The following is a 23,543-nucleotide window of genomic DNA, read 5'->3' on the forward strand; positions in this document are numbered from 1 at the left end:
GCGCCAGACCGACGGGCGGGAGGCACGGGCCAGCTGGCACCGTGCCTCCCGTCCGCCGTTGACTCGCGCCCAGCGCGCGCAGGGCGTCGGATCAGTCCTGCTGGTCCGCCTCCACCGCGTCGCGCAACCGGTCGAGCACGTCAGGCACCGCCGAGCGCACCCGGCTCCAGCTCGGGATGAACGGCTTGTCGTTCGGCCGCGCCGTGAAGGCGCCGCCGGCGTCGAGGATCGCCTTCGTGAAGAGCTCCACGGCGGCTTCCTCGGCGTGCTGGTCGAACGCGAGCCCGCTCATCTCGGCCTCGTGCCGGTAGACCTCGACGATGTCGAGCGCGTTCCGGTAGTACGTCGCCTTCAGCACCCGGAACGAGTCGGATGTGAGGGGGACGCCCATCGTCGCGAGCTTCCGGAGCAGCGACTGCACGATGTCGTTGCCCATCCGGGCCAGGCCGCCGGTGCCGTCAGCCTCGGCGAGGGGCTGGTGCTTGTGGTCGTAGGCGTCGGCGATCTCCACCTGGCACACCTGCCGGGTCGCGTAGTCGCGGTAGACCTCGGAGAGCATCCCGATCTCGAGTCCCCAGTCGCCGGGGATCTTCAGGCCGTTCAGCACGTGGGCGCGCATCGCGAACTCGCCGGACAGCGGGTACCGGAAGCTGCTGAGGTACTCCAGGTACTCGGACTCCCCGTAGACCTGGCGGAGCGAGCGGAGCAGCGGCCCGACGAGCAGCCGTGCGGCGCGGCCGTTGATCCGGCCGTCGGCGACGCGTGCGTAGTAGCCCTTCGAGAACTCGTAGTCGAACGCGGGGTTCGCGACCGGGTAGAACAGCCGCGCGAGCATGCCCCGCTCGTAGGTGGTGATGTCGCAGTCGTGCAGGGCGATGCAGTCCGCCCGCTCCGATGCCAGGGCGTAGCCGGTGCAGTACCAGACGTTCCGGCCCTTGCCGGGCTCCCCCGGTGCCAGCCCCGCGCGCTCCAGTTCGGCGTCGAGCTCGCGCAACCGCGGCCCGTCGTTCCACAGGATCCGGTGCCGCTGCGGCAGCCGCGAGAAGAACTCGCGGGCGTGCTCGAACTGGGAGCGGTCAGCCCGGTCGAGCCCGATCACGATCTCGCTGAGCCAGTCGGCCTCGGCCAGCTCGTCGACGATCCGCGACAGCGCCGGGCGCTCGAGCTCGGAGTACAGCGCCGGCAGGATCAGGCTCATCGGACGCTTCTCGGCGAAGCCCCGCAGGTCCTCTTCGAGGCTCGCGGTGCTGCGGCGACCGAGGTCGTGGAACGTCGTGATGACGCCGTTCTGGTGGAAGTCGCTCATCGGTGGCTCCTGACGGACGGGGTGGTGAACCGGGTGAGGCCCTCGGTCCAGCCCTGCGGGCCGGGGACGGTCGTGCGGTGGACGCGCTCGGGTCGGTCGTCGGCGAGCGGCCCCGGTGCCGGGCCGTGTCCGCGGACCACGACGGCGAAGTCGACGGCGTCGAGCAACGCGGTGTCGTTCGGGCCGTCGCCGAGTCCGATCGTGCGCGGGATCGTGCCCGTTCGGCGCTCGTGGTCGGCGATCAACGTCCGGACCGCCGCGCCCTTGTCGCGGCCCGTCGGCAGCACGTGCCAGAACCGGCCACCGCGCACCAGGTCGAGGCCGACCGCGGCGAGCGCCGCGCGGAACGCGTCCGCCCGGTCGTCGTCCTCGGCGTGCCAGAGCAGGACCTCGGACGCCTCGCGCTGCTGCGCTCGTCCGGCGGCTTCGAGGTCGAGGCCGGTCCACGCGGCGACGACCGCGTCGGTCACGCCGCCGAAGGTCTCGAAGTGCAGCTCCAGTGACTGGCGGACGCGGACGAGTTCCGCGTGCAGCCGCTCGAGGTCGCCGTCGCGCGGTCCGACCAGCGCCTCGCCCGCCGGTCCGACCACGACCGCGCCGTTCTCCGCCACGAAGGCGTGCCCGTCGAGCCCGGTGCGGGTCTGCAGTGCCGTGATCTCGGCACGCGTCTTGCTGCTGCAGAACACCACGGGGACGTCGTCCGCCCGCAGCTGTTCGAGCATCGGCAGAGCCGCGTCGAACGAGTAGTCGTGGTGGTCGAGGAACGTCCCGTCGAGGTCCGTGACGATCATCAGGTCGGGTGTTGGCATCGTGCTCCGCTGGCGGCTGGCTGGGCTGCGGGCGACGATGCCCCGGACCACCCTGCCACGCGGACGCGTCGGTTGGGTGAACAAGCCGGCGTCGGTCGCGCGACGCGACCAGCGGACGGACGGGAGGCACGGCGTCAGCTGGCACCGCGCCTCCCGTCCGTCACGGCGCCTCAGTGCCGGCGCAGGATGCCGAGGAACTCGTCGGCCCACTCGAGGTTGCGGGCGAGCTTCGCCCGGCGTTCCTCGGTGTCGACGACGTACGCGTCGAGCTGCGCCTGCAGCCGGTCGCGCTCGATGCCGTCCGCCGTCTCGAGCCCGTCGAGGATGCCGAGGAGCTCAGCCATCTGCTCGAGGGAGTAGCCGAGGGGCTTCATCCGGCGGATCACGAGCAGCCGATGCAGGTCGTCGTCGGAGTACAGCCGGAAGCCGCCCTCGGTCCGTCCGGTGGGGTGGAGCAGTCCGACGTCGTCGTAGTGGCGCACGGTCCGGATGGAGAGCCCGGTCCGGTCTGCGAGTTCACCGATCCGCATCGTCGATGCACCTGCTGCGTCCGTCACTGCTGACCCCTTCCGCCCGGTTGCCCGGTCCGGACCGATCGTACCGATGCTTGCGCTGCAACCCTTCCGTTGCGTTAGAGTCAGACACGACCGACTCTTCCGTTGCGGAAGGTTCTGGTTCCTGGCCGCACTCGGTCAGTGCGCGACGAAGCGCCCCCACGACATTCCCCCGCGGACGCCGAGCGTCCGCACCCCCTCACCGAAGGAGAACCGTGACGACCGTCACGCCCGCACCGGCTCCGGTGCACGCCAGTCCCACCGTCCTGTCCGCCCTGCGGAACCCGAAGATCCTGCTCCGCGAGGTGCTCGCCGGCCTCGTCGTGGCCCTCGCGCTGATCCCGGAAGCGATCTCGTTCTCGATCATCGCGGGCGTCGATCCGCGCGTCGGCCTGTTCTCGGCGTTCGTGATGGCCGTGGTGATCTCGTTCGTCGGCGGGCGAGCCGCGATGATCTCCGGTGCGACCGGCGCGATCGCACTCGTCGTCGCACCGGTCATGCGGGACCACGGGCTCGACTACCTGATCGCCACCGTCATCCTCGGCGGCGTCTTCCAGCTCGTCCTCGGTGGGCTCGGCGCAGCCAAGCTGATGCGCTTCGTGCCGAGGTCGGTGATGGTGGGGTTCGTCAACGCCCTCGCGATCCTGATCTTCACCGCGCAGCTGCCGAACATCATCGGCGTCGACTGGCTCGTCTGGCCGATCGGCGCCGTCGGCATCGCGATCATCGTGCTGCTGCCCCGTGTCACCAAGGCCATCCCGGCACCGCTCGTGGCGATCGTCGTCCTGACGCTCGTCACCGTGCTGGCCTCGATCGCCATCCCGACCGTCGGCGACGAGGGCAAGCTGCCGGACAGCCTGCCGACCCTGTTCATCCCGAACGTCCCGCTCACGCTCGAGACGCTGACGATCATCGCCCCCTACGCCCTGGCGATGGCGCTGGTGGGCCTGCTCGAGTCGCTGATGACGGCGAAGCTCGTCGACGAGGTCACCGACACCGGCTCCCGCAAGACCCGCGAAGCGCTCGGGCAGGGCGTGGCGAACATCTGCTCCGGGTTCATGGGCGGCATGGGTGGCTGCGCGATGATCGGCCAGACGATGATCAACGTGAAGGCGTCCGGTGCCCGCACCCGGATCTCGACGTTCCTGTCCGGCGTGTTCCTGCTGGTCCTCGTCGTCGGGCTCGGTGACGTCGTCGCGATCATCCCGATGGCCGCACTCGTCGCCGTGATGGTCATGGTGTCCGTCGGCACCTTCGACTGGCACAGCATCAAGCCCTCCACCCTCAAGCGGATGCCGGTCGGCGAGACCGTCGTCATGGTCCTCACCGTCGTGATCGTCGTCGCCACGGACAACCTGGCCATCGGCGTGATCATCGGGGTGATCGCCGCGATGATCGTCTTCGCCCGCCGGGTGTCGCACTTCACCAACGTGTCGCGGAGCATCGAGACGCTCAGCACCGGTGAGCAGCACGCGCTCTACACGGTCGAGGGCGAACTCTTCTTCGCGTCGAGCAACGACCTCACCACCCAGTTCGACTACGTCGACGACCCCGAGCTCGTCGTCATCGACATGACCGGGTCGCACATCTGGGACGCCTCCACCGTCGCCGCGCTCGACGCCATCGAGACGAAGTACCACCAGCACGGCAAGCGGGTCGAGATCGCCGGGCTGAACGACGCCAGCCGAGCCTTCCACGGGCGCCTCGCCGGGAACCTCGGCACCGGTCACTGACCTCCTGACCTCCGCCCGCCACCTGGCAACGCCCGTCAGCGTCGGGCGTTCACCGTTCGCCGGGACGAGCGCGCAGCGGATCCCGGAGCAGCGCGGGCCTGGCGGATCGACCGCCGATCCGTCAGGCTCGTGCTCGATGACCGACTCCTCCCCGCAGCTGCGGATCCGACGCGCAACGCCCGACGACGTGCCGGCCCTCACCCGCTGGAGCAGCGACGAGACCGTGGCGTGGGTCGACGCCGAGCGCCTGACCGACGAACTCCGCACGGGCAACTACCGACCGGAGTGGTCGTGGATCGCCGAACGTGCAGGGCAGCCCGTCGGCCGAGCGCTCTGGTGGGGGCAGGCAGACAGCGAACGACCCGCCACCCTGGACTGTCTCTCGACGAGTGCTCGAGGCGCCGCCGCGGTCGACGTCGGTGCCGCGTTGGTCCGGGCCGGGCTCGACGCGTTCGGCGCCGGCGCTCCGCTCGAGTACAACGTGGACGTCGCTCCGACCTGGACGGACGACCCGGCAGCAGTCGAAGCGGTCCGGTGGCGACACGAAGCAGCGCACCTCGGCGGCTTCACCCGCACCACCGAGCGCATCAGCTTCGCGCGCACCACGACGACCCCGAGACCACCGCGTCCGACTCGGCTCCGGTTCGCCCCGGCCGAGGACACGACCTTCCGGGCGCTGTTCGCGGCCGTCGCGCCCGGCTCCCTCGACGACCACACCAACGACATGGTCGCCCGCGAGGGCATCGATGCCCTGGCCGACGACGATCTCGAGTTCTACCGCTCGCTGCCCGGCGACCGGCACGCGTGGCGCACTGCGCACCTGCCCGACGGCACCACCGTGGGGTTCATCATCCCGACCAGGACGGCGTACGACGCGAGCATCAGCTACCTCGGGGTCCTGCCGGAACACCGCGGACACGGGTTCGTCCACGACCTGCTCGCAGAGATGACCCACGTTCACCACGACGACGGGCAAGACCGCATCGTCGGGACCACCGACGCCGCCAACACCCCGATGCGAGCGGCCTTCGAACGAGCCGGCTTCACAGTCACACGCGTGCGGATCGTTCACGCGCAGTGACGAGTGCGGGCGGGCCGCCGACGCCGGCCAGGGCCAGGGCGTGGGCGTGGGCCGGGGCCGGGGCGGGAGCGCAGACCCGACGACACGCCCGGCGACGACCGATCTGTGAGGATGTCCCCTCCGTGCACACTGCGGAGTGAAGGGGGTGGACATGAACCGATCAGCCGAGCCGGACAGCGCGCTCGTGGCGGCAGCAGCGCGCGGCGACCGCAGTGCCGTCACCGCGTTGTTCGACCGTCACGCCGAGACCATGACCCGGTACACGTGGGCACTGGTCACGCGGCGCATGGACGTCGAGGAGATCGTGCAGGACGCGTTCCTGACGCTGTGGCAGAAGGCCGACACGGTGGAGGTCCCCGGGGAGTCGCTCCTGCCGTGGCTGCTCGTCGTGTGCCGGAACCACGCCGCGAACCTGCGACGGCAGCAGCGCCGACACGAGGGCGTCGACCTGCCGGACGAGCTCGCTGCGCCCGAACAGGACGACGATGCCCGCGAGCGGCTGCGGTGGGTCCGCGCCGAGATCGACGCACTCGCGCCACTCGATCGCCAGGTGTGCGAGCTCTGCCTGATCGAGGGCCGCTCCTACGCCGAGGCCGCCGAACTGCTCGGCATGAGCGTCGGCGCCGTCACCCAACGCGTGTGGCGGTCTCGTGCACGGATCAAGAAGGCGGTGACGAACGATGAACGATGAACGACGTCTCGACCACGAGCCTCCGATGGGCAACGAGCCGCCCGGCGGCGACGACATGCGCCAGATGCTCGCCGGCATGCGGCAGCAGGTCGTCCGGGGCATGCGCGCCGAGCCCCGCCCGGTGTCCCCTGGCCGTCGGGCCGGACTCATCGCGGCGGTGATCGCGGTGCTCGGCATCGGTGCCGCGAGCGGGTCGATGGCGCTCGGCCTGGTCCCGACGCCCTTCGCCGCCGCGCCGACACCGGCTGCGACCTCTGCGGCGCCGGCCCCGGCACCGTCCGGGTCGCCGTCACCGTCAGCTGCCCGCATCACGCCGACGCCGACCCCGACGGCCGACACGACGGGGACCATCCCCGCGGCGTGCACGGACGCCGTTCCGGCAGCTGATGCTCCGCGCTTGTTCGGTTCGCTGGTCCTCGACCAGCTCCGACCCGCGGTTCCCGGGGGGAAGACCGACTACTACGTCGACCCCGAGGAACCGTTCACCGCGGACGCGACGCTGGTCTGCCACTGGTCGCCGAGCGGCAGCACCGAGGACGTCGACAACCTGTTCCTCGAGATGGGCACCGTCGACCGAGGTGTCCTCCAGGCCCGGCTCCAGTCCCTCGCAGGCAAGGGCTGGACCTGCACCGACACGCTCGGCGGGCGCTCCTGCCAGCACACCGAGACGGCGATGTACTACTCGGACCGGGTGGAGACGGCGCACACGTTCTTCGTGCGCGGCGACACCTGGATCTCGATCACGCAGTCGAACGTCCCGACCGACGGCCTCCTCGAGGCCCTGGTGCAGCAGACCTGGACGGACTGACCGACGGACTGGAGGGACGGTGCCAGCTGGCACCGTCCCTCCAGTCCGTCGCCACGCACGCTCAGAGCCAGTGCCGCCGCTTGAACACCGCCCACAGCACGACCGCCAACACGACCATCGCGACGATGGCCGCCGGGTACCCCCACACCCACCGCAGCTCGGGCATGTGCTCGAAGTTCATGCCGTAGATCGACGCGACCAACGTGGGCGCGAACAGGATCGCCGCCCACGACGAGATCTTCTTCACCTCTTCGCCCTGCTCCATCGACGCCCGTGCCAGCCGCCGGCTCTCCTCCCCCTGCGCCAGGCTCGCGCTGGTCATCCGGCGCATCGCGTCGTTCTGCTCCTGCGTCACCAGGGTCGAGTGCAGCGTGAGGGCGTTCTCGAGCAGCGTCCGGAAGGTGTCCACCCGCTCGGTCACGCGGATGGCGTGGTCGAGGACGTTCCGCAGCTGGTTCTGCACCTCGATGTCGGTGCCGTACTTCTCGGCACCGCGGAGCAACGCGTTGAGCATCTCGGGGAGCGGTCCGATGGCGCGTTGGAACCCGATGACCTCGCTGAGCAGCTGGTAGATCCGCCGCGACGACGCGGGGTCGACGTCCCCGTCGAACAGGTCGTCCTCGATGTCGTCGATGTCGTCCTGCAGGCCGGCGACGACCGGGGCGTAGCTGTCGATGACCTCGTCGAGGACGGCGCAGAGCACCGCCTCGGACCCTCGCCCCAGGGCTTCCGGATCGGCTTCGAGTCGCTTCCGCACGTCGGCCAGGTTCGGCCGTTCCGCCTGCCGCACGGTGACCACGAAGCCCCGCCCGGTGAACAGGTGCACCTCGCCGAACTCGACCGTCTCCTCGTCCTCGTCGTACCAGGCGGGTCGCAGCACCACGAAGAGCGTGTCGCCGTAGCGCTCGAGCTTCGCGCGCTGGTGCCCCTTGTGCGCGTCCTCGACGGCGAGCGGGTGCAGCCCGAACTCGTCCGCGACGGACGCGAGTTCGGTGGCGGTCGGTCGGAACAGCCCGATCCAGGCCATCGCCCCGCTGCCCGCGGCGTCGAGTGCCTCGTAGGTCAGGCTGAGGTCCTGCGGCGACTGGGTCCGCGTTCCGTTGACGTAGATGCCGTTGTCGATGAGGGCCACCGGTGTCCTCCTGGTTCCGTGGGGCGTGCGGGCAACCTGCCGATCATGCCGGACCGCCGACGGCGCGAGCGCTTCCCTGACGGAGCCCTCACGCTGCGCGCCGGATTCCTGTCGGAGTCCTGACACGCCCTGGGCGCGACCCAGGACGGACTGGAGGCACGGTGTCAGCTGGCACCGTGCCTCCAGTCCGACACGTGGCAGACGAGACGGCGTGGAGCTGACGGAATCCCGGTGCGGCAGGGAAGATGACCAGGTGAACCGCACCGATCGGCTCTACGGCCTCGTGGAGGAGTTGCGCGCCGTCTCCCCGCAGCCGCGGAGCGCGCGTCGTCTCGCGGAGCGGTTCGAGGTGTCGGTGCGGACCATCGAACGGGACATCTCCGCGTTGCAGCAGTCGGGTCTGCCCATCTGGGCGGAGCCCGGCCGGACCGGCGGGTACGTCATCGACGCGTCCGCGACGCTCGGCCCGGCGGGCTTCACGCCGGATGAAGCCCTCGCGGTGCTGATCGGGCTCGGCTCGCTCGGGCGCAGTCCCTTCCGGCACGCGGCGCACACCGCCGCCAGGAAGACGCTCGCGGTGATGCCCGCCGGGGACGCCGCACGAGCCAGCGCACTGGCGTCCCGGGTGCACTTCCTGGAGGACGAGGAGGACGTGGTCGCCCCGGCTGAGTTCGCGGCGGCCTTGCGCGCGGATCGAGTGGTTCGGCTCGAGTACCGGGACGCCGACGGAGCGGAGTCGGTCCGAGACGTCGAACCGTTGGGGTCGATCGGGAAGGACGGTCAGTGGTACCTGATCGCCTGGTGCCGCATGCGCGACGGGGTGCGGGCGTTCCGGGGCGACCGGATGCTGACGGTCGAGGTCACCGACGAGCGGCCCGCGCAGCGCGTCTTGCGATCCGAGGACCTCGCGATCCGGTACGGACGACTCCGGCCGGTCCTCGACGACTAGCGCGGTCGATCCCCGGAAACGCGGTCGGTTTCCGGAAACGCGGTCGGTTTCCGGAAACACCGACAGGACGGTGTCGCAACCGCCGGTGAAGCTGGTCGCTCCGAGTCAGCAGCACCACCGTGAGGAACCCCATGTCGTTCGCATCCGTCCGCATCATCACCGACGACCTCGAAGGCGTGGTCGCCTTCTACGAGCGGGTCACCGGCCAGCCGGCCGAGCGCCCTGCACCGGTCTTCGCGCAGTTCACCGGCCAGGGTGGGACCCTCGCGATCGCGAGCACCGCCACGGTCGCCCTGCTCGGCGATGCGCTGGCGCCCGCGACGAACCGTTCCGTGCTCATCGAGTTCGAGGTCGCCGACGTCGACGGTGCCTTCGCCGGACTGCAGCTCGGCAGCGACGACGTCGTCCTGGAGCCGACCACGATGCCGTGGGGCAACCGTTCCGCACTGGTCCGCGACCCGGACGGCAACGTCGTCAACCTGTTCAGCAGGCCCGCCGCCAGCTCGGTGTGATGGCCAGGCAGGTTGTTGAGCCTGCTGATGGGTGAGGCTCAGTGAAGCCGTACCCGGCGGCGGGGCAGATACGAACGTCCGAGGAGCGGGGCGAAGGCTCCTCAGCTGACGACGGCCCGCAGGGCCGGCAACTCGCGGTCGGTCTCGGCGACCTGCGTGAGCTTCATGGCGACCGGTCGAAGCGGCCGTGACATCAGCACCTTGTTCAGGAGCCCGCGGAGTGCGAGAGCGAGTCGGGACTGCGGGTACGCCAGGGCCTTGAGTCCACGAGGCAGATCCTGCACATCGTCGACCAGTGGGCGCATCCACGTCTCGTAGGCGGTCAACGCTGCCTCCTGGTCCTGCGTCGCGTCGGAGAGCTCGGCGGCCAGGACGTAGCCGGCGGTGAGCGCGAGCGAGGCGCCGCCGCCACCCATGGGCGTGACGCACCATCCGGCATCCCCGGCCATGACGACGTGGCCGCGGTGCCAGGTCCGCATCCGGATCTGCTGGAGCTGGTCGATGTAGACGTCGGGCGACTTGTCGAGCGCGTCCAGGACCCGCGGCGCCTCCCACCCGACTCCGTCGTACCGGCGCCGCACCGCCGCCAGTGTCTGCTCACGACTCAGACCGATGACGTCGTCCCCGGGAGAGTAGGCGAGGATCGCCCGGGTGGTGCCGTACGGGTCGGGTCGGAGGTGGACCTGGCGCCCTCGGACGGCGTTGTGCCACCGCCAACGGTCGTCGTCGCCGTCGGTCCCTGGGATGGTCCCGAACACCATGGTGACGTCGAGGTCGCGCTGGTCGACGTCGTCCTGGTCGAAGACCACCGCACGGGTGCGGGACCGCACACCCTCGGCGATGACGAACAGGTCAGCACGCAGGCGCTGGCCCTTCGCGGTCGTCACGGTGACTCCCGCAGCGTCGTCGGCGACGGCCGACACGGTGTCCCCGTAGACGAACGAGACGCCGGGCGGCAGGTTGTCGAGGATCGTCCGGGCGAGGTCGCCGCGCAGGATCTCGAGTTCCGCTGTCGCACCGCCGGCCCCGTCGGAGGGCAGCTCAGCGATGACTGTTCCACGCCCGTCGACGAGGACGGTGCCCGTCTCGGTGGTGTTCCGTGCCTTCACGGCGTCGAACAAGCCCATCTTGCGGAGCACGTCGCGCGCGACGCCCCGGACGTCGACGTTCTGTCCGCCGTCACGGAACGCAGCGGCTCGTTCGATGACCGTCACATCCCATCCGGTCCGGCGGAGCCAGTAGGCGGTCGAGAGGCCAGCGATACTGGCTCCTGAGATGACAGCGGTGCGGTTTGCCATGGTGTCCCTCCGTTGCGAGCTTTACAATAAAGATACTACACAGTAAAGGAGTCTGATGGACGACGTGTTCGAGGCGGAGTGGGACGCGCCCCAGGTCGAGGTGATGGAGGCGCTCCAGACATGGGCGGTGGCGTTCGCGGAGCTCAACCAGCTGATGTCCTCCTGGCTCGACCTGCCGACCACAGATGCGAACGCCCTCGGACAGGTGCTCTGGGCCGACTCGTCCGGGGAACCGCTGTCGCCCGCACGGCTCGGGCAGCGGATCGGTATGACCTCCGGCTCCGTGACGGTGCTGCTGAACCGCTTGGAAGCGGCCGGTCTGCTCGCGCGCAGCCGCGAGCACACCGACCGGCGCCGGGTGACGCTCCGTCCGACACCGGCGGCACGGGAGCGTGCGCGGGCGTTCACGGAGCGGTCGACCGCCGAGATCGCTGCCGCCCTGCAACAGGTGCCTGCAGCAGAGCTCGAGCACCACGCCGCGTTCATCCGCCGCATGGTCGGTGCCGCGTCGTATGCCGCGGACCGGCTCCGCGGATAGACGCCGTCGAGGTCCGTCGATCGAGGACTGGCCTTCTCGTCGGCCGATCGACCACCCCACAGCGATGCGGAGTGGGAAGTGTCTTGCTCGCGGCGTCGCCGTCTGCCAGCGTTGGCGCATGGGCGAGGACGTGACCACGCTGCGCCGAGTACCCGGGTTCCGCTCGTACTGGTCCGCCGCGACCGTCTCATCGTTCGGATCAGCAGTCAGCGCGGTCGCCGTACCGGTTCTCGTGGTGACCGTGCTGCACGCCAGCCCGTTCGAGGTGGGGCTGGTGAACGCTGCCCAGTTCCTCCCGTACGCGTTGTTCGGGCTGATCGTCGGCGCGTACGTCGATCGATTCCGGCGCAAGCCACTCCTGATCTGGGCGAGTGTCGGTCGTGGCGTGTGCCTGGGCGCGATCCCGGTGCTCTGGTTCACCGGGCTCTTGAACCTCTGGGTGACGGCGGCGGCGTTGTTCGTGTTCGGCATCCTGTCCGTCATCGGATTCGCCGCGACGCAGTCCCTCCTCCCTCGAATCGTCCCTCGCCCGCTCCTCCTGGCGGCGAATGCGCGGGTCGACCAGAGTGATGCGGCAGCGCAGACGGTGGGCCCGGCTCTCGGAGGTGTCCTGGTCAGCATCGTGACCGCGCCGGTCGCGATCGCCCTCGACGCGGTGAGCTACTTCATCGACGCCGTCCTCATCGCGCGCGTCCGCGTCATCGAGCAGACGCCAGCGCGCACGGCGGGTGCGCGGTTGCGGAGCGACATCGCCGACGGTCTGCGGTGGACGTACGGTCATGCGACGCTCGCACCGCTGGCGCTGTCGACACATCTCTGGTTCCTCGCCAACGCCGCCGGACTGACGGTGTTCGCGACACTCGCGCTCCGCACCTTCGCGCTCCCAGCGGCCGTGTACGGGGGCATCCTCGCCGTCAGCGGTGTCGCGATGCTCCTCGGCGCCACCGCTGCGCCGCGCCTCGGTACCCGCTTCGGTGCCGGCCGGACGATCATCGCCGCTCGAGCCGCGTACCCGGTCGCCTGGGCCGCCGTCACGCTCACGACGGTCGGCACCGGCACCGCAGGAACACCGGCGACTGTCGCGGTGTTGTTCGTCGCCTTCGCCGTGCACGGCGCTGCAGCGGGCTGCGAGAACGCGAACGAGATGAGTCTTCGCCAGACCGTCACACCCGACGCGCTGCTCGGTCGGATGAACGGCACGATGCGCAGCGCGAACAGGACCCTCGCGGCTGCGGGCGCGGTGGGCGGCGGCGCGCTCATGACCGTCGCCGGGGATGGCGTCGCGCTCCTCGCGGTGACGCTCGTGTTCACTGGCGCCGTCGTCGTGGCGGTGTGCTCACCACTCAGGACGATCGCCGTTCGGTAACGGGGAGCTCGAGCACCACGCCGCGTTCATCCGCCGCATGGTCGGTGCCGCGTCGGACGCTGCGGATCGGCTCCGCGGGTGAGACCCCGCGAACACTCGGCTGAACGGTCAGGCTGGTGCACCCTGGCGGCTCACGGACCGCTTCGACACTCACTCGCTCCCCGGAACGCGCTCGGCGCTCAAGCGGGGGAAGAGCTGCTCGGCGGCTGTTCGGTGCACCTCGCCCAGTCGTTCTGCGCCGGGGCCGTCGTAGGTGTCCAGGTCGTGGTCGAAGCGGGCGCTCCAATCGGGGTGCGCGTAGGGGAAGTCGCTGCCGTAGAGGACATGGCCGGGTTCCGCGAACGCCAGCAGTGACGGCAGCGAGGTTGGGGATGCGGACAGTGCGGTGTCGAAGTAGAACTTCCGGAGGCCCGCCTGGATGCTCTCCGGCGTGGTGTCGGGGTTGAACATCGCGGCGGCGCTGAATCGACTGGCTGCGTAGGGCAGGAACCCGCCGGCGTGGGAGAGGATGACGCGGAGGTTCGGGTACCGGTCGAACACGCCGTGCGCGACGAGGTCCACGGCGGTGCGGGTGGTGTCGAACGGGAAGTCCAGCAATGCAGTCGGCATCCCTGGCAGCTGGGTGATCGGTGGTGCGGTGGGGTGCACGAAGACCACGGCCGAGCGCGCGGCGAGTTCTGCCCAGAGCGGCTCGTACGCGGGGTCGCCGAGGTACCGTCCGTGCGCGTTCGACAGCAGGAGCACCCCGTCGGCGTGGAGTTCGTCGAGTGCTCGCACGGCCTCGGCGACGGCACCATCGAAGTCCGGCAACGGCAGCACCGCGAAGTGCCCGAACCGGTCCGGCGCCTCACGGACCAGCTCGGCTTGGTAGTCGTTCAGTTCGCGGGCGAGTTCCCGCGCCGCGGCGTCGTCACCGAAGTGCACGCCGGGCGCGCTGATCGAGAGCATTCCGGTCTCGATCCCCGCCTCGTCCATCATCTCGATCGCCGCTCGGGGGCTCCACTCCGGCATCAGCCAGCCACCGATGGCACGAGGCCCTCGTCGCGGTGCGGTCCCGCCGCTTCCACCCCACGGGTCCCACTGCGCGGACCCTCCGGTCGCAGCCGGCGCATCCCCCGGGGCGCCGGCCCCCATCGCTTTCGATCCTGCCGCTGCCAGCGCCTCGAAGTAGCGGGGCGGGAGCAGGTGCTGGTGGACATCGATCTTTCCTGGCATGGTGCGGTCCTCCGATCGTCCTCAGCGATGAGGGCTGGTTGTCGTGTGCAGGAGTGGGTGCCTCGAGGGATCCCCGCCCGTCGAGGACCCCTGTTGCATTCAGGGCGTTGGGGTCAACGGCAGCAAGGCCGCGTTGGGCGTGACTGCAGCGGCCTCGAGGTGGGAGCCCGAGGGTCCGGCCGTCTGGCGGGGATCGTGCTCGGAGCGGAGGCCGCCCTTCGGTCGAGCCGCGGCTTCGCGTCGGTTCCGGATGAGCATCGCCGTCAGCGTGAGCAGGATGCCTGCCACGGCCCAGATGCTCAGCCGGATGATCGGGGCGGCGACCGCGGCGCCGTCGAAGTACTGGACGGACCGCAGCAGGTCGAGCGCGTCGCCCTGTGGGAAGACGTAGTAGAGCGTCTGGAAGAAGTCGTTGAGGACGTGGATCCCGAGCGGGCCACCGGACGACGTGTTCCCGAGGATCACCAGGGCGAGCGTCATCACCAGAGCCGCGATGGTTCCGCCGAGTGCTGCGACGCCCGTGACCGCTCCCCCGATGGCGAGTCCGGTCAGCCAGAGGGTCCCGAACACGGCCCAGGGGCCGACGGTCACCGCTCCGAGTGCGGAGTCGATCCACAGGGTGATCAGTCCGGCGAGGAGACCGGTGTAGAGCACGAGGACGATGCTGCGCTCGATGAACTTCGCCGCCGTGTCGACAGTGCCGAGGATGCGTCCGAACACCGTCGCACCGAGGGCGGCCCCCAGGCCGGCGAAGAGGATCGCGTAGAACTCGATCGATCCGACCGGGTCCTGCTTCGGCAGGGGTGCGAGGTCTGCGGCCGTGTTGGTGGTCCGCAGTTTCGCTGCGATCGAGTCACCGATACCGGAGATCGCCTGTCCGAGGCCACGGCCGCCGCCGCTGGCGATGTAGGTGGTGACGCCGGCGCCCTTCCCCGGAGCAGGTAACACGACAGCGCCGTCGACGTCGCGGTCGAGCACCGCGGTCCGCGCCTGCTGGTCAGAGGCCACGACGGTGAGGTCCAGCGATCCTTGCTGCTCGAGCGCGACGATCGCGTCAGCGTCGCCGGTGACCGCGAGGTGCACGTTGTTCGGCGTGGGGTCGCCGAACGCGCTCGAGTAGCTCGTCAGCATCGCCATCGCGAGGAGCAGGATCGCGATCCCGCCGAGGATCACGTTCCGGTAGCGATGAGCCGATCCCGGCCCTTCGGAGTTCAGCGTTCCGCCCGCGACCGCCGCTTCGAAGGCCGGGTGCTGCGGGCCGTCTCGCCGGTCCGGTGCGGGTTCGGTCACGTGCGTCATGGTGTCCTTTACAGTTGTCCAGTAGATGACGAACGTACATCAGAGCTCTCAGTCTGGCAAGATGGACGCATGACGGAGGGAACGCCCACGGCGGCACTCGCGAGCCAGCGGGTGGACCCGCGCATCACCCGCACCCGCGCCGCCCTGATCCGGGCGTTGACCGCACTCGTGTCCGAGGCGCCGAAGGGCGAGACGATCTCGATGAGTGCAGTGGCGCAGCGAGCTGGCTTGAGCAGGCAGGCGCTCCACAACCACTACAGCAATGTCGGTGACCTCGCGACAGATGCCTGGATCAGTCGACTCCTCGAAGACCATCTTCCCCTCGACGAGGGCGCGGCGAACCTCGCGCAGGCCCTCACCGACGCCGTTCGCGAACGCGGGATCGAACCGCTGCTCACCGCAGGACGATCGGATCGGGAGTTCTTCGATAAGCTCCGTGCCATCCCGCGCGGCGAGCGGGTCACCGAGGTGCTGGCTTCGGCGATGACGACGTGGCTGACGGAGTCCGATTGCGATGGCCCCCGACCGATGGTCGCACTCAGCGGGGACGCCCGCACCTTCACGATCGGCGGCATGATCGCGCTGGTGTCGACGTGGCAGATGGCCGACGCACCGCCGAGCACCGCGCAGCAGGTCGCCACGCTCCGCACGTTCGCAGCCGCGGCAGCCGGTGCCCGCACCGACTGACGTGCAGAGCGCCACCATGCAGAGTTCGCGGCAGCCACCCGTCCAGGCCGGCCGGCCCGGACGGGTGTGTCGTCAGCCGTCGTAGGCGACGTAGTGCAGTTCGGCGTCCCGCCGCTCGTCATGGAGCTTCACGTACGACTGCGCGATGACCGCGGGCTCCGCATCCGGTCGCCCACCTCCGATCAGGGCGGTGATCGCGACGAAACCGACGTAGACACCCTTCTCCGCGACGGCGGCACCGAGGTTGAGGATCCAGTTCCGGAGCCCTGCGGCTGCGATGTTGACGTTCCCGCGGACCGGAGTCCGGGCGAGCGCACCACCACCGGTCGTCACGAGGACCGTGCCTGTGCCCGCGGCGATCATGTCGGGCAGCACCGCACCGACGGCCGCGATGGCGCCACCGAGGTAGAAGTCGATCTGTGGCTGCAGGTTGTCCATCGTCACGTCCACGGCATCGACCGACTCCAGTGCCCGATCCGCCGGCGAGTACTCGAGGACGTCGATCGGACCGAGCGACTCCCGGATCGACCGGAGTGCGCCTCGGATCGTGTCGGGCTCGCTGACGTCGGCGGTGAACCCGCGAGCCTGGATGCCCTCCGCGACGAGCGCACTCGCCAGGGCATCCACCTTCGCCTGGCTGCGGGCAACGAGCGCGACGTCGAAGCCCTTCTTCCCGAAGGCGCGAGCGATCTCGAGACCCAGTCCGGGTCCCGCGCCGATGATGGTGATGAGGGGCATGATGTGTCCTTTCGTGGCCCACCGCCGGGCCCTGCAAGCTGGTGCGGTAAGTTGAGAACGTCCTCAAATCCACTGCAGCATATGTTGAGACCGCCCTCAAGATCCTTCGGAGTCGCTGTGAGCACCCCACCCCGTCTGCGTCGAGACGCGCAGGCGAACCTCCAGAAGCTGCGCGCCGCCGCCATCGCCGTGTTCTCGCAGCGAGGATTGTCCGCTCCCCTGGAGGACATCGCCCGGGAAGCCGGCGTGAGCATCGGCACGCTCTACAACCGCGTCGGGTCGCGCGAAGAACTCATCGACGCCGTCGTGCCCGACATCGCAGGGGCAAAACTCAAGACCCTGCGAAACCGGACACTGTCGCAGGACAGTCCCCGTTCCCAGTTGGAGACCTTCATCGCCGAGATGATCGACCTCCAACGAAGCGACCCGGCCATGAACGACGCAATGCTGCGGCGCTACCCGGACGCCGTGCTCCTCATCAACGCTTGCGAACGATCCATGGCGCTCGGCGCCGAACTCGTCGCCAACGCACACAGCGCCGGAGTGCTCGCCGAGGACTTCACCGCCGACGACCTGATGGCCGTCCTGTGGCTGGCCGGGATGGCCAGCCACGACCCTGCAGCCCCGGAAGGATGGCGTCACGTCGTGGACCGGAGCGTGTCCGCAGCTTGGCTTGCCTGAGGGTCATGCCACGGCGATCGTCACGGAGTACCACTGACCCACCGGGCAGCCGCCCCGTGTCGCGCGAAGCCGATCGCACCCTGACCGTTCACCTGATTGCCGACGGGAGCGCCCCGATCTGCCCGAGGATGCTGAGCACGTCCGGCTGGCCGACCTCGTCGACGATCAGTCCCTCGTCGAAACGGTAGAAGTTGCTCGCGTTCGCAACCACCGTCCTCCCCGTAGCGGGGACACCGAGGAACTCGCCGTCGTGCGTGCCGCGCAGTTCGAAACGTGCTGCGACTTCGTCGCCCTCGACGACGATCCGGTCGGTGCTCCACTGGATGTCGGAGAACGCGCCCCGCATGATCGTCAGGATCTGCATGTACCCCGGCAGTCCGCGCAGCGGCTCGGGCGAGAACGGCGTCAAGAACGCCGCTTCGGGTGCGATGACCGTCTCACCGATGGACGGGTCGGCGCTGTTGATGAAGTCGACGAATCGCAGGAAGGAGAGGCGTGTGTCTGTGGTCATGGACAACTACTTTACATAGCAAGTAGATGCCGTAGAGTCGAAGCATGAGCACGGACCTCGCACCCCTCCCTGGAATCGACGCCCCGGATGACCGGGCTGGGCGAGCGGCGCGTCTGCGGGAGTACTTCGCCGCGCTGGTGCGGCACGAGACCGACGTGTGGAACGCGGTCGAGAAGCGGATGCGGGGCGAGGGCGTGCTGAGCCTGGCCCGACTGGAGGTGTTGCGGATCGTCCAGGCAGCCCCATCGGGCGCCCGGGTGCAGGACGTCGCGACCGGCGTCGGGACGTCGATCGCTGCAGCCAGTCGCTTGCTCGACCGGCTCSCCGCCGATGGTTTCCTCGAACGTTCGACGGACCCGGACGATCGGCGCAGTGTCCGGAGCGTGCTCTCGCCCCAGGGGAGAGACGCCTTCGCCCTCGCGGACGAGCGGTTCGACCAAGCGCTGGACGCCGTGCTCTCGGATGCCGATGCCGCGGCGATCGCAGACGGCATCGCGGCACTCGAGCGCCTGCAGTCGACGTTGGAGGCAAGGCGATGACGGCGACCATGCGGGCCGTCGTGATCGACGCACCCGGTGGCCCCGACGTGTTGCACCTCCGTGAGCTGCCGGTCCCGATCCCGGGCCCGGGCCAGGTGCTGATCCGTGTGGAAGCGTTCGGGCTCAACCGGTCCGAGCTGCACTTCCGCCGCGGCATGGGCCATTCCGGGACCTTCCCACGGGTGCCCGGGATCGAAGCCGTCGGGACCGTGGAGGCAGCCCCGGGTGGAGAGTTCCCCGCCGGTACCCAAGTAGCCGGACTGATGGGCGGGATGGGTCGCGACTTCGACGGGGGCTACGCCGAGTACACCGTCGTTCCGGCCAGCAGCGTCGTGCCGTTCCGGAGCAGCCTCGACTGGTCCGTGCTCGGCGCCGTCCCCGAGATGCTGCAGACCGCACACGGGTCGCTCACCGTGGGCGTCGGTGCCCGCCGGGGCGACACGATCCTGATCCGCGGTGGCACGTCGTCGATCGGCCTGGCGTGCATCGTGCTGGCGAAGCAGCAGGGCATGACCGTCATCGCCACCACTCGCAACCCGGACCGCGCCGAGCGACTGCACGCCACTGGTGCGGACCACGTCGTGGTGGACTCGGGCAGGATCGCCGACACGGTCCGTCGAATCGTGCCGGACGGCGTCAACGGAGCGGTCGAGTTGATCGGCACCGGCACGCTGCCCGACACACTCCGGGCGACAGCCGTCCACGGCACCGTGTCGTTCAGCGGGATGCTCTCCGACGTCTGGACCATCCCCGACTTCTACCCGATGGCGGTGATCCCCAACGGGGTGCGCCTCACCGCGTACTCCGGCGAAGCGAGCGACCTGCCGGCATCGGTACTGCAGGCGTTCCTCGACACCGTCGCAGCCGGCACCGTGCAGGTCCCGATCGCGAAGGTGTACGCGCTCGAGGAGATCGTTCAGGCCCACCGCGACATGGAGGACGGGATCCGGTCAGGCAAGCTCGTCGTCACCATCCGATGATGGGCACGGACTCCCCAGGACCCCGCTCTCGGGGTGGAACCCGTTCGTCCTCGACAAGGGCGCCAGCCAGTGCAATTCAGGAAGGTCGGATGTCTCCTCGCAGCTACGAGACCACCTTGGTCGTCTTCGGCGTGGTCAGTCTCCTGCTCGTGCCGTTCTTGGTGCAGGGCGCCCTGCCGGCGATGTACGGCACGGTCGCACTCGTCGTTGTCGTCGCCTGGCTGCTCTACGGCGTCGTCAGCTCGAAGCTGACCCGACGATCCGGGCCCAGCTAGGCAGGTCCCACGGGGCTGCCGTGTCCGGCAGCACCGTCCGGTCACCTCCAGGTCAAGGGCTGTTCACCCGCTGGCACTAACTCTGCTGGTCGGACCGCCGCCCGAGGGTCCCGATACCGGAGGACCCATGAACACCCGCACCGCACTGTCCTGCGTTGCCGTCGCTGCCGTCGCCTCGCTGGTGTTCGCGACACCGGCGCACGCCGACGAGGCCAGCTTCACCAGCAGCAAGCAGCCCTACATCGCCCCCAGCCAGTCGGACATCGACGCCTACTCGCCTGCCCCGACGGGCTACTCCCCCGTCGCCACGGAGTCGGTCGCCCGGCACGGATCCCGGGGGCTCTCCGCGTACAAGTACGACGCGCTGCTGCACCGTCTCGCCGCGACCGCGCAGGCCGAGAACGGGTTCCTGACGCCTGCGATCGGGAAGGAGTTCTCCGCGAACCTCGACGCCATCACGGCGGCGAACGTCGCGAACGGCTACGGCATGCTCACCGGTCAGGGTGCAGCCCAGCACCAGGGCATCGGAGCGCGAGCCGCGCAGCGCAACAAGCAGCTGTTCGCCCGTGCGGCGAAGACGGGCGGGCGTGTCGTCGCCGAGACGTCGGGCGAGTCTCGCGCCACGGAGTCCGGCGAGAACTTCTTGCGGGGCTTCGGTGCCCCTGCTGTCAAGCTCGAACCGCGCCCCGACCTGCTCTACTTCCACGAGGTCGAGAACCCGGACGGCACCGACAAGGCCGAGGGGTCACCCGAGCGCCAGCGCGCCCAGGCGTACGAGGACTACATCGCCGAACAGACCGGTGACGGCGGCACGATCGCTGCGGCCTTGCGGTACATCGAGGCGAAGCCGCGATCGGTCCAGGCGGCGCAGGACCTGCTCTCCGGCATCTTCACGCCCGGGTTCATCGCCGAGATCGGCACCGACAAGGCACACACCTGGTACAACACCGCCGACGGCTCCAAGGGCGGCGCGGTGGCGTGCGCGCCCGGCGCCGACACGAAGGCCGATCCCGATGCCTGCGGCGACCCGAAGAAGTCGATCAAGAGCACCGTCGATGCGGCGATGTCGCTCTACAACCTGTACATCATCGCGGCCGACATGCAAGTGGAGAACGTCGCTCCGCACCGGTTCGACTTCGCGCAGTACTTCGCTGGCCGGGCGGCGGATGCCGAGTGGTTCGCGTACTTGCTCGACGCCGAGGACTTCTACGAGAAGGGCCCGAGCCTCGCCGGGCACGACGAGACCTACTCGATCGCCGAGCCCCTGCTCGACGACTTCTTCGCCACGATCGACGCCCGCGTCGCCGGTGGCGACGTCGTCGCGACCTTCCGTTTCGCGCACGCGGAGACGATCATCCCGTTCGCGGCGCTGCTGCGGCTGCCGGGATCCACCGTCGCCGCGCCCGACAACGCTGCTCCGGCGTCCGACGCCGACGTCTACGGGTACGCCACCAACCCGTGGCGAGGTTCTGCGGTGACGCCGATGGCTGCGAACGTGCAGTGGGACGTCGTCTCGCGAGCAGGCATCGACCCCGCCACCGGAGCGGCCTACACGCCGCTCGTGCGCATGCTCTACAACGAGCGGGAGATCGCGTTCGCCCCCGGGTGCCGTGCAGTCGCTGCAGGGTCGCACTGGGTCAAGGAGACCGAGCTCAAGCACTGCCTGACCGGCACGGCGATGGCGGAGAGCCCGCTGATCGTTGCAGCCACGCCACGACCGACCGCGACGCCCACTGCGGAGCCCACGCCGACCCCGACGACGACGCCGGCGGTGACTCCGGCGACGCAGGGTGCCGGCACACCGACGGCCCGCGCGACGGGCACGCTGGCCGCGACCGGTGCACAGTCGCCTGCCGGACCGGCGTTGCTCGCGACGCTGCTCCTCCTGGCCGGTGCCGGGACCCTGGTGCTGCGTCGCCGTCGTCGCCTGCGTCGTCACACCGACTGACGCCGGCGCACCGCGCCAGCGGGGTGACGGCCGTGCCTGGAGGTGGGCCCCACGTCGGCAGCCGAGGGGCAGTGACTCGACCGAGCCGCGGACCTCGGCCACCAGTGACAGATGTCATGCCGGGATCGTGACGTCCGGCCGAGGCACCGCGCGCGCGGCTGCACGAGGGTGGGTCCCATGAACGACACACCGGTCATCCAGCTCCGCGACCTCCGTAAACGCTTCGGCGAGGTGGCTGCGGTCGACGGCGTCGACCTGACGATCCGTCCGGGCGAGGTCGTCGCCCTCCTCGGCCCGAACGGCGCCGGTAAGACCACGACGGTCGACCTCGCGCTCGGGCTGTCCGTGCCGACGAGCGGCGGGGCCCTGCTCTTCGGTGAGGAGCCCCGCGCCGCGGTGGTCACGGGGCGGGTCGGCGCGATGCTCCAGGGCGGCGCGCTCCTGCCGGACATGACGGTCCGGGACGCGGTCGCCCTGGTTGCTGCAGCGCACCGTCGTCCGATGTCGGTCGACGAGGCCCTCCGCCGTGCGCGCTGCACCGAGATCGCCGGCCGCCGGGTGAACAAGCTCTCCGGCGGTCAGCTGCAGCGGGCGAGGTTCGCGGTCGCCGTGGTCTCCGACCCCGACCTGCTGGTGCTCGACGAACCGACCGCGGCGATGGACGTCGAGGCCCGGCACACGTTCTGGTCCTCGATGCGGGAGTTCACCGACGCCGGGCGCACGGTCGTCTTCGCCACCCACTACCTCGACGAGGCCGACACCTTCGCCGACCGCATCGTCATCATGCGCGCCGGTCGGATCGTGGCCGACGGCACACCCGCCCAGATCAAGGCGATCACCGCCACGCGTGCGGTCCGGTTCTCCGGGGTCGGCGCCGCCGCGCACGTCGCGTTGCGCGGTCTCCCCGGTGTCCGCAGCCTGGAGGCCCGGCACGACTCCGTCACGCTCCGTTCGGACCGCAGCGACGACACCCTCCGGGCCCTGCTCACGTCGTTCCCGCAGGCGCACGACATCCAGGTGGTCGCCTCGACCATGGACGACGCCTTCCTCGCGCTGACTGCCGACCCCGCCACCACCGACACCGCTCCCGAAGGGATCCCCGCATGACCACCGTCACCGCGTCCGGCCGGATGCCGATCCGTTACGTCTACCTCGAGACGAAGCGGCAGCTCCGCAACGTCCGTGCGATGGTGTTCACCTTCGCCGTCCCGGTGATCATGCTGCTCGTCTTCGGTTCGGCCTTCGGCTCCCAGACCGACCCGACGACCCGTCTGCAGTACCTCGTCGTCACGACGCTGCAGATGGCCGCGTACGGTGCGATGATGGCCGCGCTCAGCCAGGCGTTCGCGATCGTCAACGAGCGATCGATCGGCTGGAACCGGCAGCTGCGGGTGACGCCGCTCTCCGGGTGGGGCTTCATGGTGTCGAAGGTGATCGCCGCGATGGCCTTCGCCGCGGTGTCGATCGTCATCACGGTGGTCGTCGCGACCGTCGGCATGCACGCCTCGCTCGACCCGCTGCGCTGGTTCGCCGCCGGGTTCGGCATCTGGTGCGGAGTGATCCCGTTCGCGCTCATCGCGATCCTGATCGGACAGTTCGCGAAGCCGTCCTTCGCGCAGCCGCTCTTCATGGTGGTGTTCATGGGCATGGCGATCCTCGGCGGTCTGTGGGTCCCGCTGTCGGTGATGCCGGAGTGGATGGGGACCGTCGCGCACCTGCTGCCCTCGTACTGGTTGAACCGGATCGGACAGATGGGGGCCGGGGCCACCGATTCCTCGGGCATGGTCGAACCCGCGATGGTCCTGGCGTGCTGGGCGATCGTGCTGGCCGCGGTGATCGTGTGGCGCTACCGCCGCGACGCTGCACGGCAGTGACCGACGGCCCTACGCTGGC

Annotated in this window: 25 protein-coding genes; 16 read left to right on the forward strand and 9 right to left on the reverse strand. The window is 69.9% G+C overall.

Going from position 1 to position 23,543, the window contains the following annotated elements:
* Window positions 1-91 precede the first annotated feature (91 nt).
* The 3 genes from ASF75_RS10340 to ASF75_RS10350 form a co-directional block, all read right to left on the reverse strand.
* Entirely contained in the window at window positions 92-1,306 is a 1,215-nt protein-coding gene (locus ASF75_RS10340; protein WP_027464806.1) for a glycosyl transferase, read from the reverse strand.
* Window positions 1,303-2,115, reverse strand: coding sequence for an HAD-IIB family hydrolase (locus tag ASF75_RS10345; RefSeq protein WP_156463851.1), 813 nt, complete (start codon window positions 2,113-2,115; stop codon window positions 1,303-1,305). Before ASF75_RS10345 ends, ASF75_RS10340 begins: the two co-directional genes overlap by 4 nt.
* A gap of 170 nt (window positions 2,116-2,285) precedes the next feature.
* Window positions 2,286-2,672: a MerR family transcriptional regulator gene (locus tag ASF75_RS10350; RefSeq protein ID WP_042536882.1), complete on the reverse strand. Its 387-nt coding sequence runs from the start codon at window positions 2,670-2,672 to the stop codon at window positions 2,286-2,288.
* A gap of 212 nt (window positions 2,673-2,884) precedes the next feature.
* Between ASF75_RS10350 and ASF75_RS10355 the strand changes: the two genes are divergently transcribed.
* The 4 genes from ASF75_RS10355 (at window position 2,885) to ASF75_RS10370 (ending at window position 6,982) form a co-directional block, all read left to right on the forward strand.
* Complete coding sequence (locus ASF75_RS10355) at window positions 2,885-4,402, forward strand: SulP family inorganic anion transporter (protein ID WP_042536884.1); 1,518 nt, start codon at window positions 2,885-2,887, stop codon at window positions 4,400-4,402.
* Between the two features lie 136 nt (window positions 4,403-4,538).
* Window positions 4,539-5,483: a GNAT family N-acetyltransferase gene (locus ASF75_RS10360; RefSeq protein ID WP_056071168.1), complete on the forward strand. Its 945-nt coding sequence runs from the start codon at window positions 4,539-4,541 to the stop codon at window positions 5,481-5,483.
* Between the two features lie 151 nt (window positions 5,484-5,634).
* Window positions 5,635-6,174 (forward strand): RNA polymerase sigma factor, encoded by a 540-nt coding sequence (locus tag ASF75_RS10365; RefSeq protein WP_042536912.1) that lies wholly within the window; start codon window positions 5,635-5,637, stop codon window positions 6,172-6,174.
* Complete coding sequence (locus ASF75_RS10370; RefSeq protein WP_156463852.1) at window positions 6,164-6,982, forward strand: hypothetical protein; 819 nt, start codon at window positions 6,164-6,166, stop codon at window positions 6,980-6,982. Before ASF75_RS10365 ends, ASF75_RS10370 begins: the two co-directional genes overlap by 11 nt.
* A gap of 61 nt (window positions 6,983-7,043) precedes the next feature.
* Here ASF75_RS10370 and ASF75_RS10375 read toward each other — a convergent pair whose 3' ends face one another.
* Complete coding sequence (locus ASF75_RS10375; protein WP_056071174.1) at window positions 7,044-8,114, reverse strand: magnesium and cobalt transport protein CorA; 1,071 nt, start codon at window positions 8,112-8,114, stop codon at window positions 7,044-7,046.
* Window positions 8,115-8,367: 253 nt separating this feature from the next.
* On the opposite strand from ASF75_RS10375, the gene ASF75_RS10380 reads away from it, so the two are divergent.
* On the forward strand, window positions 8,368-9,063 hold the full coding sequence (locus ASF75_RS10380; RefSeq protein WP_056071177.1) for a helix-turn-helix transcriptional regulator: 696 nt from the start codon (window positions 8,368-8,370) through the stop codon (window positions 9,061-9,063).
* A gap of 131 nt (window positions 9,064-9,194) precedes the next feature.
* Window positions 9,195-9,575, forward strand: coding sequence for a VOC family protein (locus tag ASF75_RS10385; RefSeq protein ID WP_056071180.1), 381 nt, complete (start codon window positions 9,195-9,197; stop codon window positions 9,573-9,575).
* A gap of 101 nt (window positions 9,576-9,676) precedes the next feature.
* On the opposite strand, the gene ASF75_RS10390 is transcribed toward ASF75_RS10385, so the two are convergent.
* Complete coding sequence (locus tag ASF75_RS10390; RefSeq protein WP_056071182.1) at window positions 9,677-10,873, reverse strand: FAD-dependent monooxygenase; 1,197 nt, start codon at window positions 10,871-10,873, stop codon at window positions 9,677-9,679.
* Between the two features lie 55 nt (window positions 10,874-10,928).
* On the opposite strand from ASF75_RS10390, the gene ASF75_RS10395 reads away from it, so the two are divergent.
* Both ASF75_RS10395 and ASF75_RS10400 read left to right on the forward strand, forming a co-directional pair.
* Complete coding sequence (locus tag ASF75_RS10395) at window positions 10,929-11,411, forward strand: MarR family winged helix-turn-helix transcriptional regulator (protein WP_042536891.1); 483 nt, start codon at window positions 10,929-10,931, stop codon at window positions 11,409-11,411.
* A gap of 118 nt (window positions 11,412-11,529) precedes the next feature.
* Entirely contained in the window at window positions 11,530-12,777 is a 1,248-nt protein-coding gene (locus tag ASF75_RS10400; protein WP_056071184.1) for an MFS transporter, read from the forward strand.
* Window positions 12,778-12,927: 150 nt separating this feature from the next.
* Here the strand turns inward: ASF75_RS10400 and ASF75_RS10405 are convergent, their stop codons facing one another.
* Window positions 12,928-13,992 carry an amidohydrolase family protein gene (locus tag ASF75_RS10405; RefSeq protein WP_082046787.1) on the reverse strand — a complete coding sequence of 355 codons (1,065 nt, stop codon included), beginning with the start codon at window positions 13,990-13,992 and terminating at the stop codon, window positions 12,928-12,930.
* A 99-nt stretch (window positions 13,993-14,091) separates the two neighbouring features.
* Window positions 14,092-15,282: a hypothetical protein gene (locus tag ASF75_RS10410; RefSeq protein WP_156463853.1), complete on the reverse strand. Its 1,191-nt coding sequence runs from the start codon at window positions 15,280-15,282 to the stop codon at window positions 14,092-14,094.
* Between the two features lie 78 nt (window positions 15,283-15,360).
* Between ASF75_RS10410 and ASF75_RS10415 the strand changes: the two genes are divergently transcribed.
* On the forward strand, window positions 15,361-15,978 hold the full coding sequence (locus ASF75_RS10415) for a TetR/AcrR family transcriptional regulator (protein WP_056071187.1): 618 nt from the start codon (window positions 15,361-15,363) through the stop codon (window positions 15,976-15,978).
* A gap of 72 nt (window positions 15,979-16,050) precedes the next feature.
* Here ASF75_RS10415 and ASF75_RS10420 read toward each other — a convergent pair whose 3' ends face one another.
* Entirely contained in the window at window positions 16,051-16,716 is a 666-nt protein-coding gene (locus ASF75_RS10420) for an SDR family NAD(P)-dependent oxidoreductase (protein ID WP_017885863.1), read from the reverse strand.
* A gap of 117 nt (window positions 16,717-16,833) precedes the next feature.
* On the opposite strand from ASF75_RS10420, the gene ASF75_RS10425 reads away from it, so the two are divergent.
* Window positions 16,834-17,397 (forward strand): TetR/AcrR family transcriptional regulator, encoded by a 564-nt coding sequence (locus ASF75_RS10425; RefSeq protein WP_056071189.1) that lies wholly within the window; start codon window positions 16,834-16,836, stop codon window positions 17,395-17,397.
* An 88-nt stretch (window positions 17,398-17,485) separates the two neighbouring features.
* On the opposite strand, the gene ASF75_RS10430 is transcribed toward ASF75_RS10425, so the two are convergent.
* On the reverse strand, window positions 17,486-17,908 hold the full coding sequence (locus tag ASF75_RS10430) for an ester cyclase (RefSeq protein WP_056071192.1): 423 nt from the start codon (window positions 17,906-17,908) through the stop codon (window positions 17,486-17,488).
* A 44-nt stretch (window positions 17,909-17,952) separates the two neighbouring features.
* On the opposite strand from ASF75_RS10430, the gene ASF75_RS10435 reads away from it, so the two are divergent.
* The 6 genes from ASF75_RS10435 (at window position 17,953) to ASF75_RS10460 (ending at window position 23,524) form a co-directional block, all read left to right on the forward strand.
* A complete protein-coding gene (locus ASF75_RS10435; protein WP_056071195.1) occupies window positions 17,953-18,447 on the forward strand; it encodes a MarR family transcriptional regulator in 495 nt (164 codons plus the stop codon).
* Window positions 18,444-19,427 (forward strand): zinc-binding alcohol dehydrogenase family protein, encoded by a 984-nt coding sequence (locus tag ASF75_RS10440; RefSeq protein ID WP_056071198.1) that lies wholly within the window; start codon window positions 18,444-18,446, stop codon window positions 19,425-19,427. Before ASF75_RS10435 ends, ASF75_RS10440 begins: the two co-directional genes overlap by 4 nt.
* An 89-nt stretch (window positions 19,428-19,516) precedes the next feature.
* On the forward strand, window positions 19,517-19,702 hold the full coding sequence (locus ASF75_RS10445; RefSeq protein WP_056071201.1) for a hypothetical protein: 186 nt from the start codon (window positions 19,517-19,519) through the stop codon (window positions 19,700-19,702).
* A 127-nt stretch (window positions 19,703-19,829) separates the two neighbouring features.
* Window positions 19,830-21,650, forward strand: coding sequence for an LPXTG cell wall anchor domain-containing protein (locus ASF75_RS10450; RefSeq protein ID WP_082509647.1), 1,821 nt, complete (start codon window positions 19,830-19,832; stop codon window positions 21,648-21,650).
* A 177-nt stretch (window positions 21,651-21,827) separates the two neighbouring features.
* Window positions 21,828-22,757 (forward strand): ABC transporter ATP-binding protein, encoded by a 930-nt coding sequence (locus ASF75_RS10455; RefSeq protein WP_056071204.1) that lies wholly within the window; start codon window positions 21,828-21,830, stop codon window positions 22,755-22,757.
* Complete coding sequence (locus ASF75_RS10460) at window positions 22,754-23,524, forward strand: ABC transporter permease (RefSeq protein ID WP_200942689.1); 771 nt, start codon at window positions 22,754-22,756, stop codon at window positions 23,522-23,524. The genes ASF75_RS10455 and ASF75_RS10460 overlap by 4 nt, the downstream gene beginning before the upstream one ends.
* Window positions 23,525-23,543: the final 19 nt, after the last annotated feature.

It is taken from the genome of Curtobacterium sp. Leaf154 (genome assembly GCF_001424595.1).
GTDB lineage: Bacteria > Actinomycetota > Actinomycetes > Actinomycetales > Microbacteriaceae > Curtobacterium > Curtobacterium poinsettiae.

What these genes read in the sequence shown, in the direction of transcription:
- ASF75_RS10340 (WP_027464806.1), bottom strand. Translation starts at nt 1,306, where the DNA reads ATGAGCGACTTCCACCAGAACGGCGTCATCACGACGTTCCACGACCTC.
- ASF75_RS10345 (WP_156463851.1), bottom strand. Translation starts at nt 2,115, where the DNA reads ATGCCAACACCCGACCTGATGATCGTCACGGACCTCGACGGGACGTTC.
- ASF75_RS10360 (WP_056071168.1), top strand. Translation starts at nt 4,539, where the DNA reads ATGACCGACTCCTCCCCGCAGCTGCGGATCCGACGCGCAACGCCCGAC.
- ASF75_RS10365 (WP_042536912.1), top strand. Translation starts at nt 5,635, where the DNA reads ATGAACCGATCAGCCGAGCCGGACAGCGCGCTCGTGGCGGCAGCAGCG.
- ASF75_RS10370 (WP_156463852.1), top strand. Translation starts at nt 6,164, where the DNA reads ATGAACGATGAACGACGTCTCGACCACGAGCCTCCGATGGGCAACGAG.
- ASF75_RS10385 (WP_056071180.1), top strand. Translation starts at nt 9,195, where the DNA reads ATGTCGTTCGCATCCGTCCGCATCATCACCGACGACCTCGAAGGCGTG.
- ASF75_RS10390 (WP_056071182.1), bottom strand. Translation starts at nt 10,873, where the DNA reads ATGGCAAACCGCACCGCTGTCATCTCAGGAGCCAGTATCGCTGGCCTC.
- ASF75_RS10395 (WP_042536891.1), top strand. Translation starts at nt 10,929, where the DNA reads ATGGACGACGTGTTCGAGGCGGAGTGGGACGCGCCCCAGGTCGAGGTG.
- ASF75_RS10400 (WP_056071184.1), top strand. Translation starts at nt 11,530, where the DNA reads ATGGGCGAGGACGTGACCACGCTGCGCCGAGTACCCGGGTTCCGCTCG.
- ASF75_RS10405 (WP_082046787.1), bottom strand. Translation starts at nt 13,992, where the DNA reads ATGCCAGGAAAGATCGATGTCCACCAGCACCTGCTCCCGCCCCGCTAC.
- ASF75_RS10415 (WP_056071187.1), top strand. Translation starts at nt 15,361, where the DNA reads ATGACGGAGGGAACGCCCACGGCGGCACTCGCGAGCCAGCGGGTGGAC.
- ASF75_RS10420 (WP_017885863.1), bottom strand. Translation starts at nt 16,716, where the DNA reads ATGCCCCTCATCACCATCATCGGCGCGGGACCCGGACTGGGTCTCGAG.
- ASF75_RS10430 (WP_056071192.1), bottom strand. Translation starts at nt 17,908, where the DNA reads ATGACCACAGACACACGCCTCTCCTTCCTGCGATTCGTCGACTTCATC.
- ASF75_RS10440 (WP_056071198.1), top strand. Translation starts at nt 18,444, where the DNA reads ATGACGGCGACCATGCGGGCCGTCGTGATCGACGCACCCGGTGGCCCC.
- ASF75_RS10445 (WP_056071201.1), top strand. Translation starts at nt 19,517, where the DNA reads ATGTCTCCTCGCAGCTACGAGACCACCTTGGTCGTCTTCGGCGTGGTC.
- ASF75_RS10450 (WP_082509647.1), top strand. Translation starts at nt 19,830, where the DNA reads ATGAACACCCGCACCGCACTGTCCTGCGTTGCCGTCGCTGCCGTCGCC.
- ASF75_RS10455 (WP_056071204.1), top strand. Translation starts at nt 21,828, where the DNA reads ATGAACGACACACCGGTCATCCAGCTCCGCGACCTCCGTAAACGCTTC.
- ASF75_RS10460 (WP_200942689.1), top strand. Translation starts at nt 22,754, where the DNA reads ATGACCACCGTCACCGCGTCCGGCCGGATGCCGATCCGTTACGTCTAC.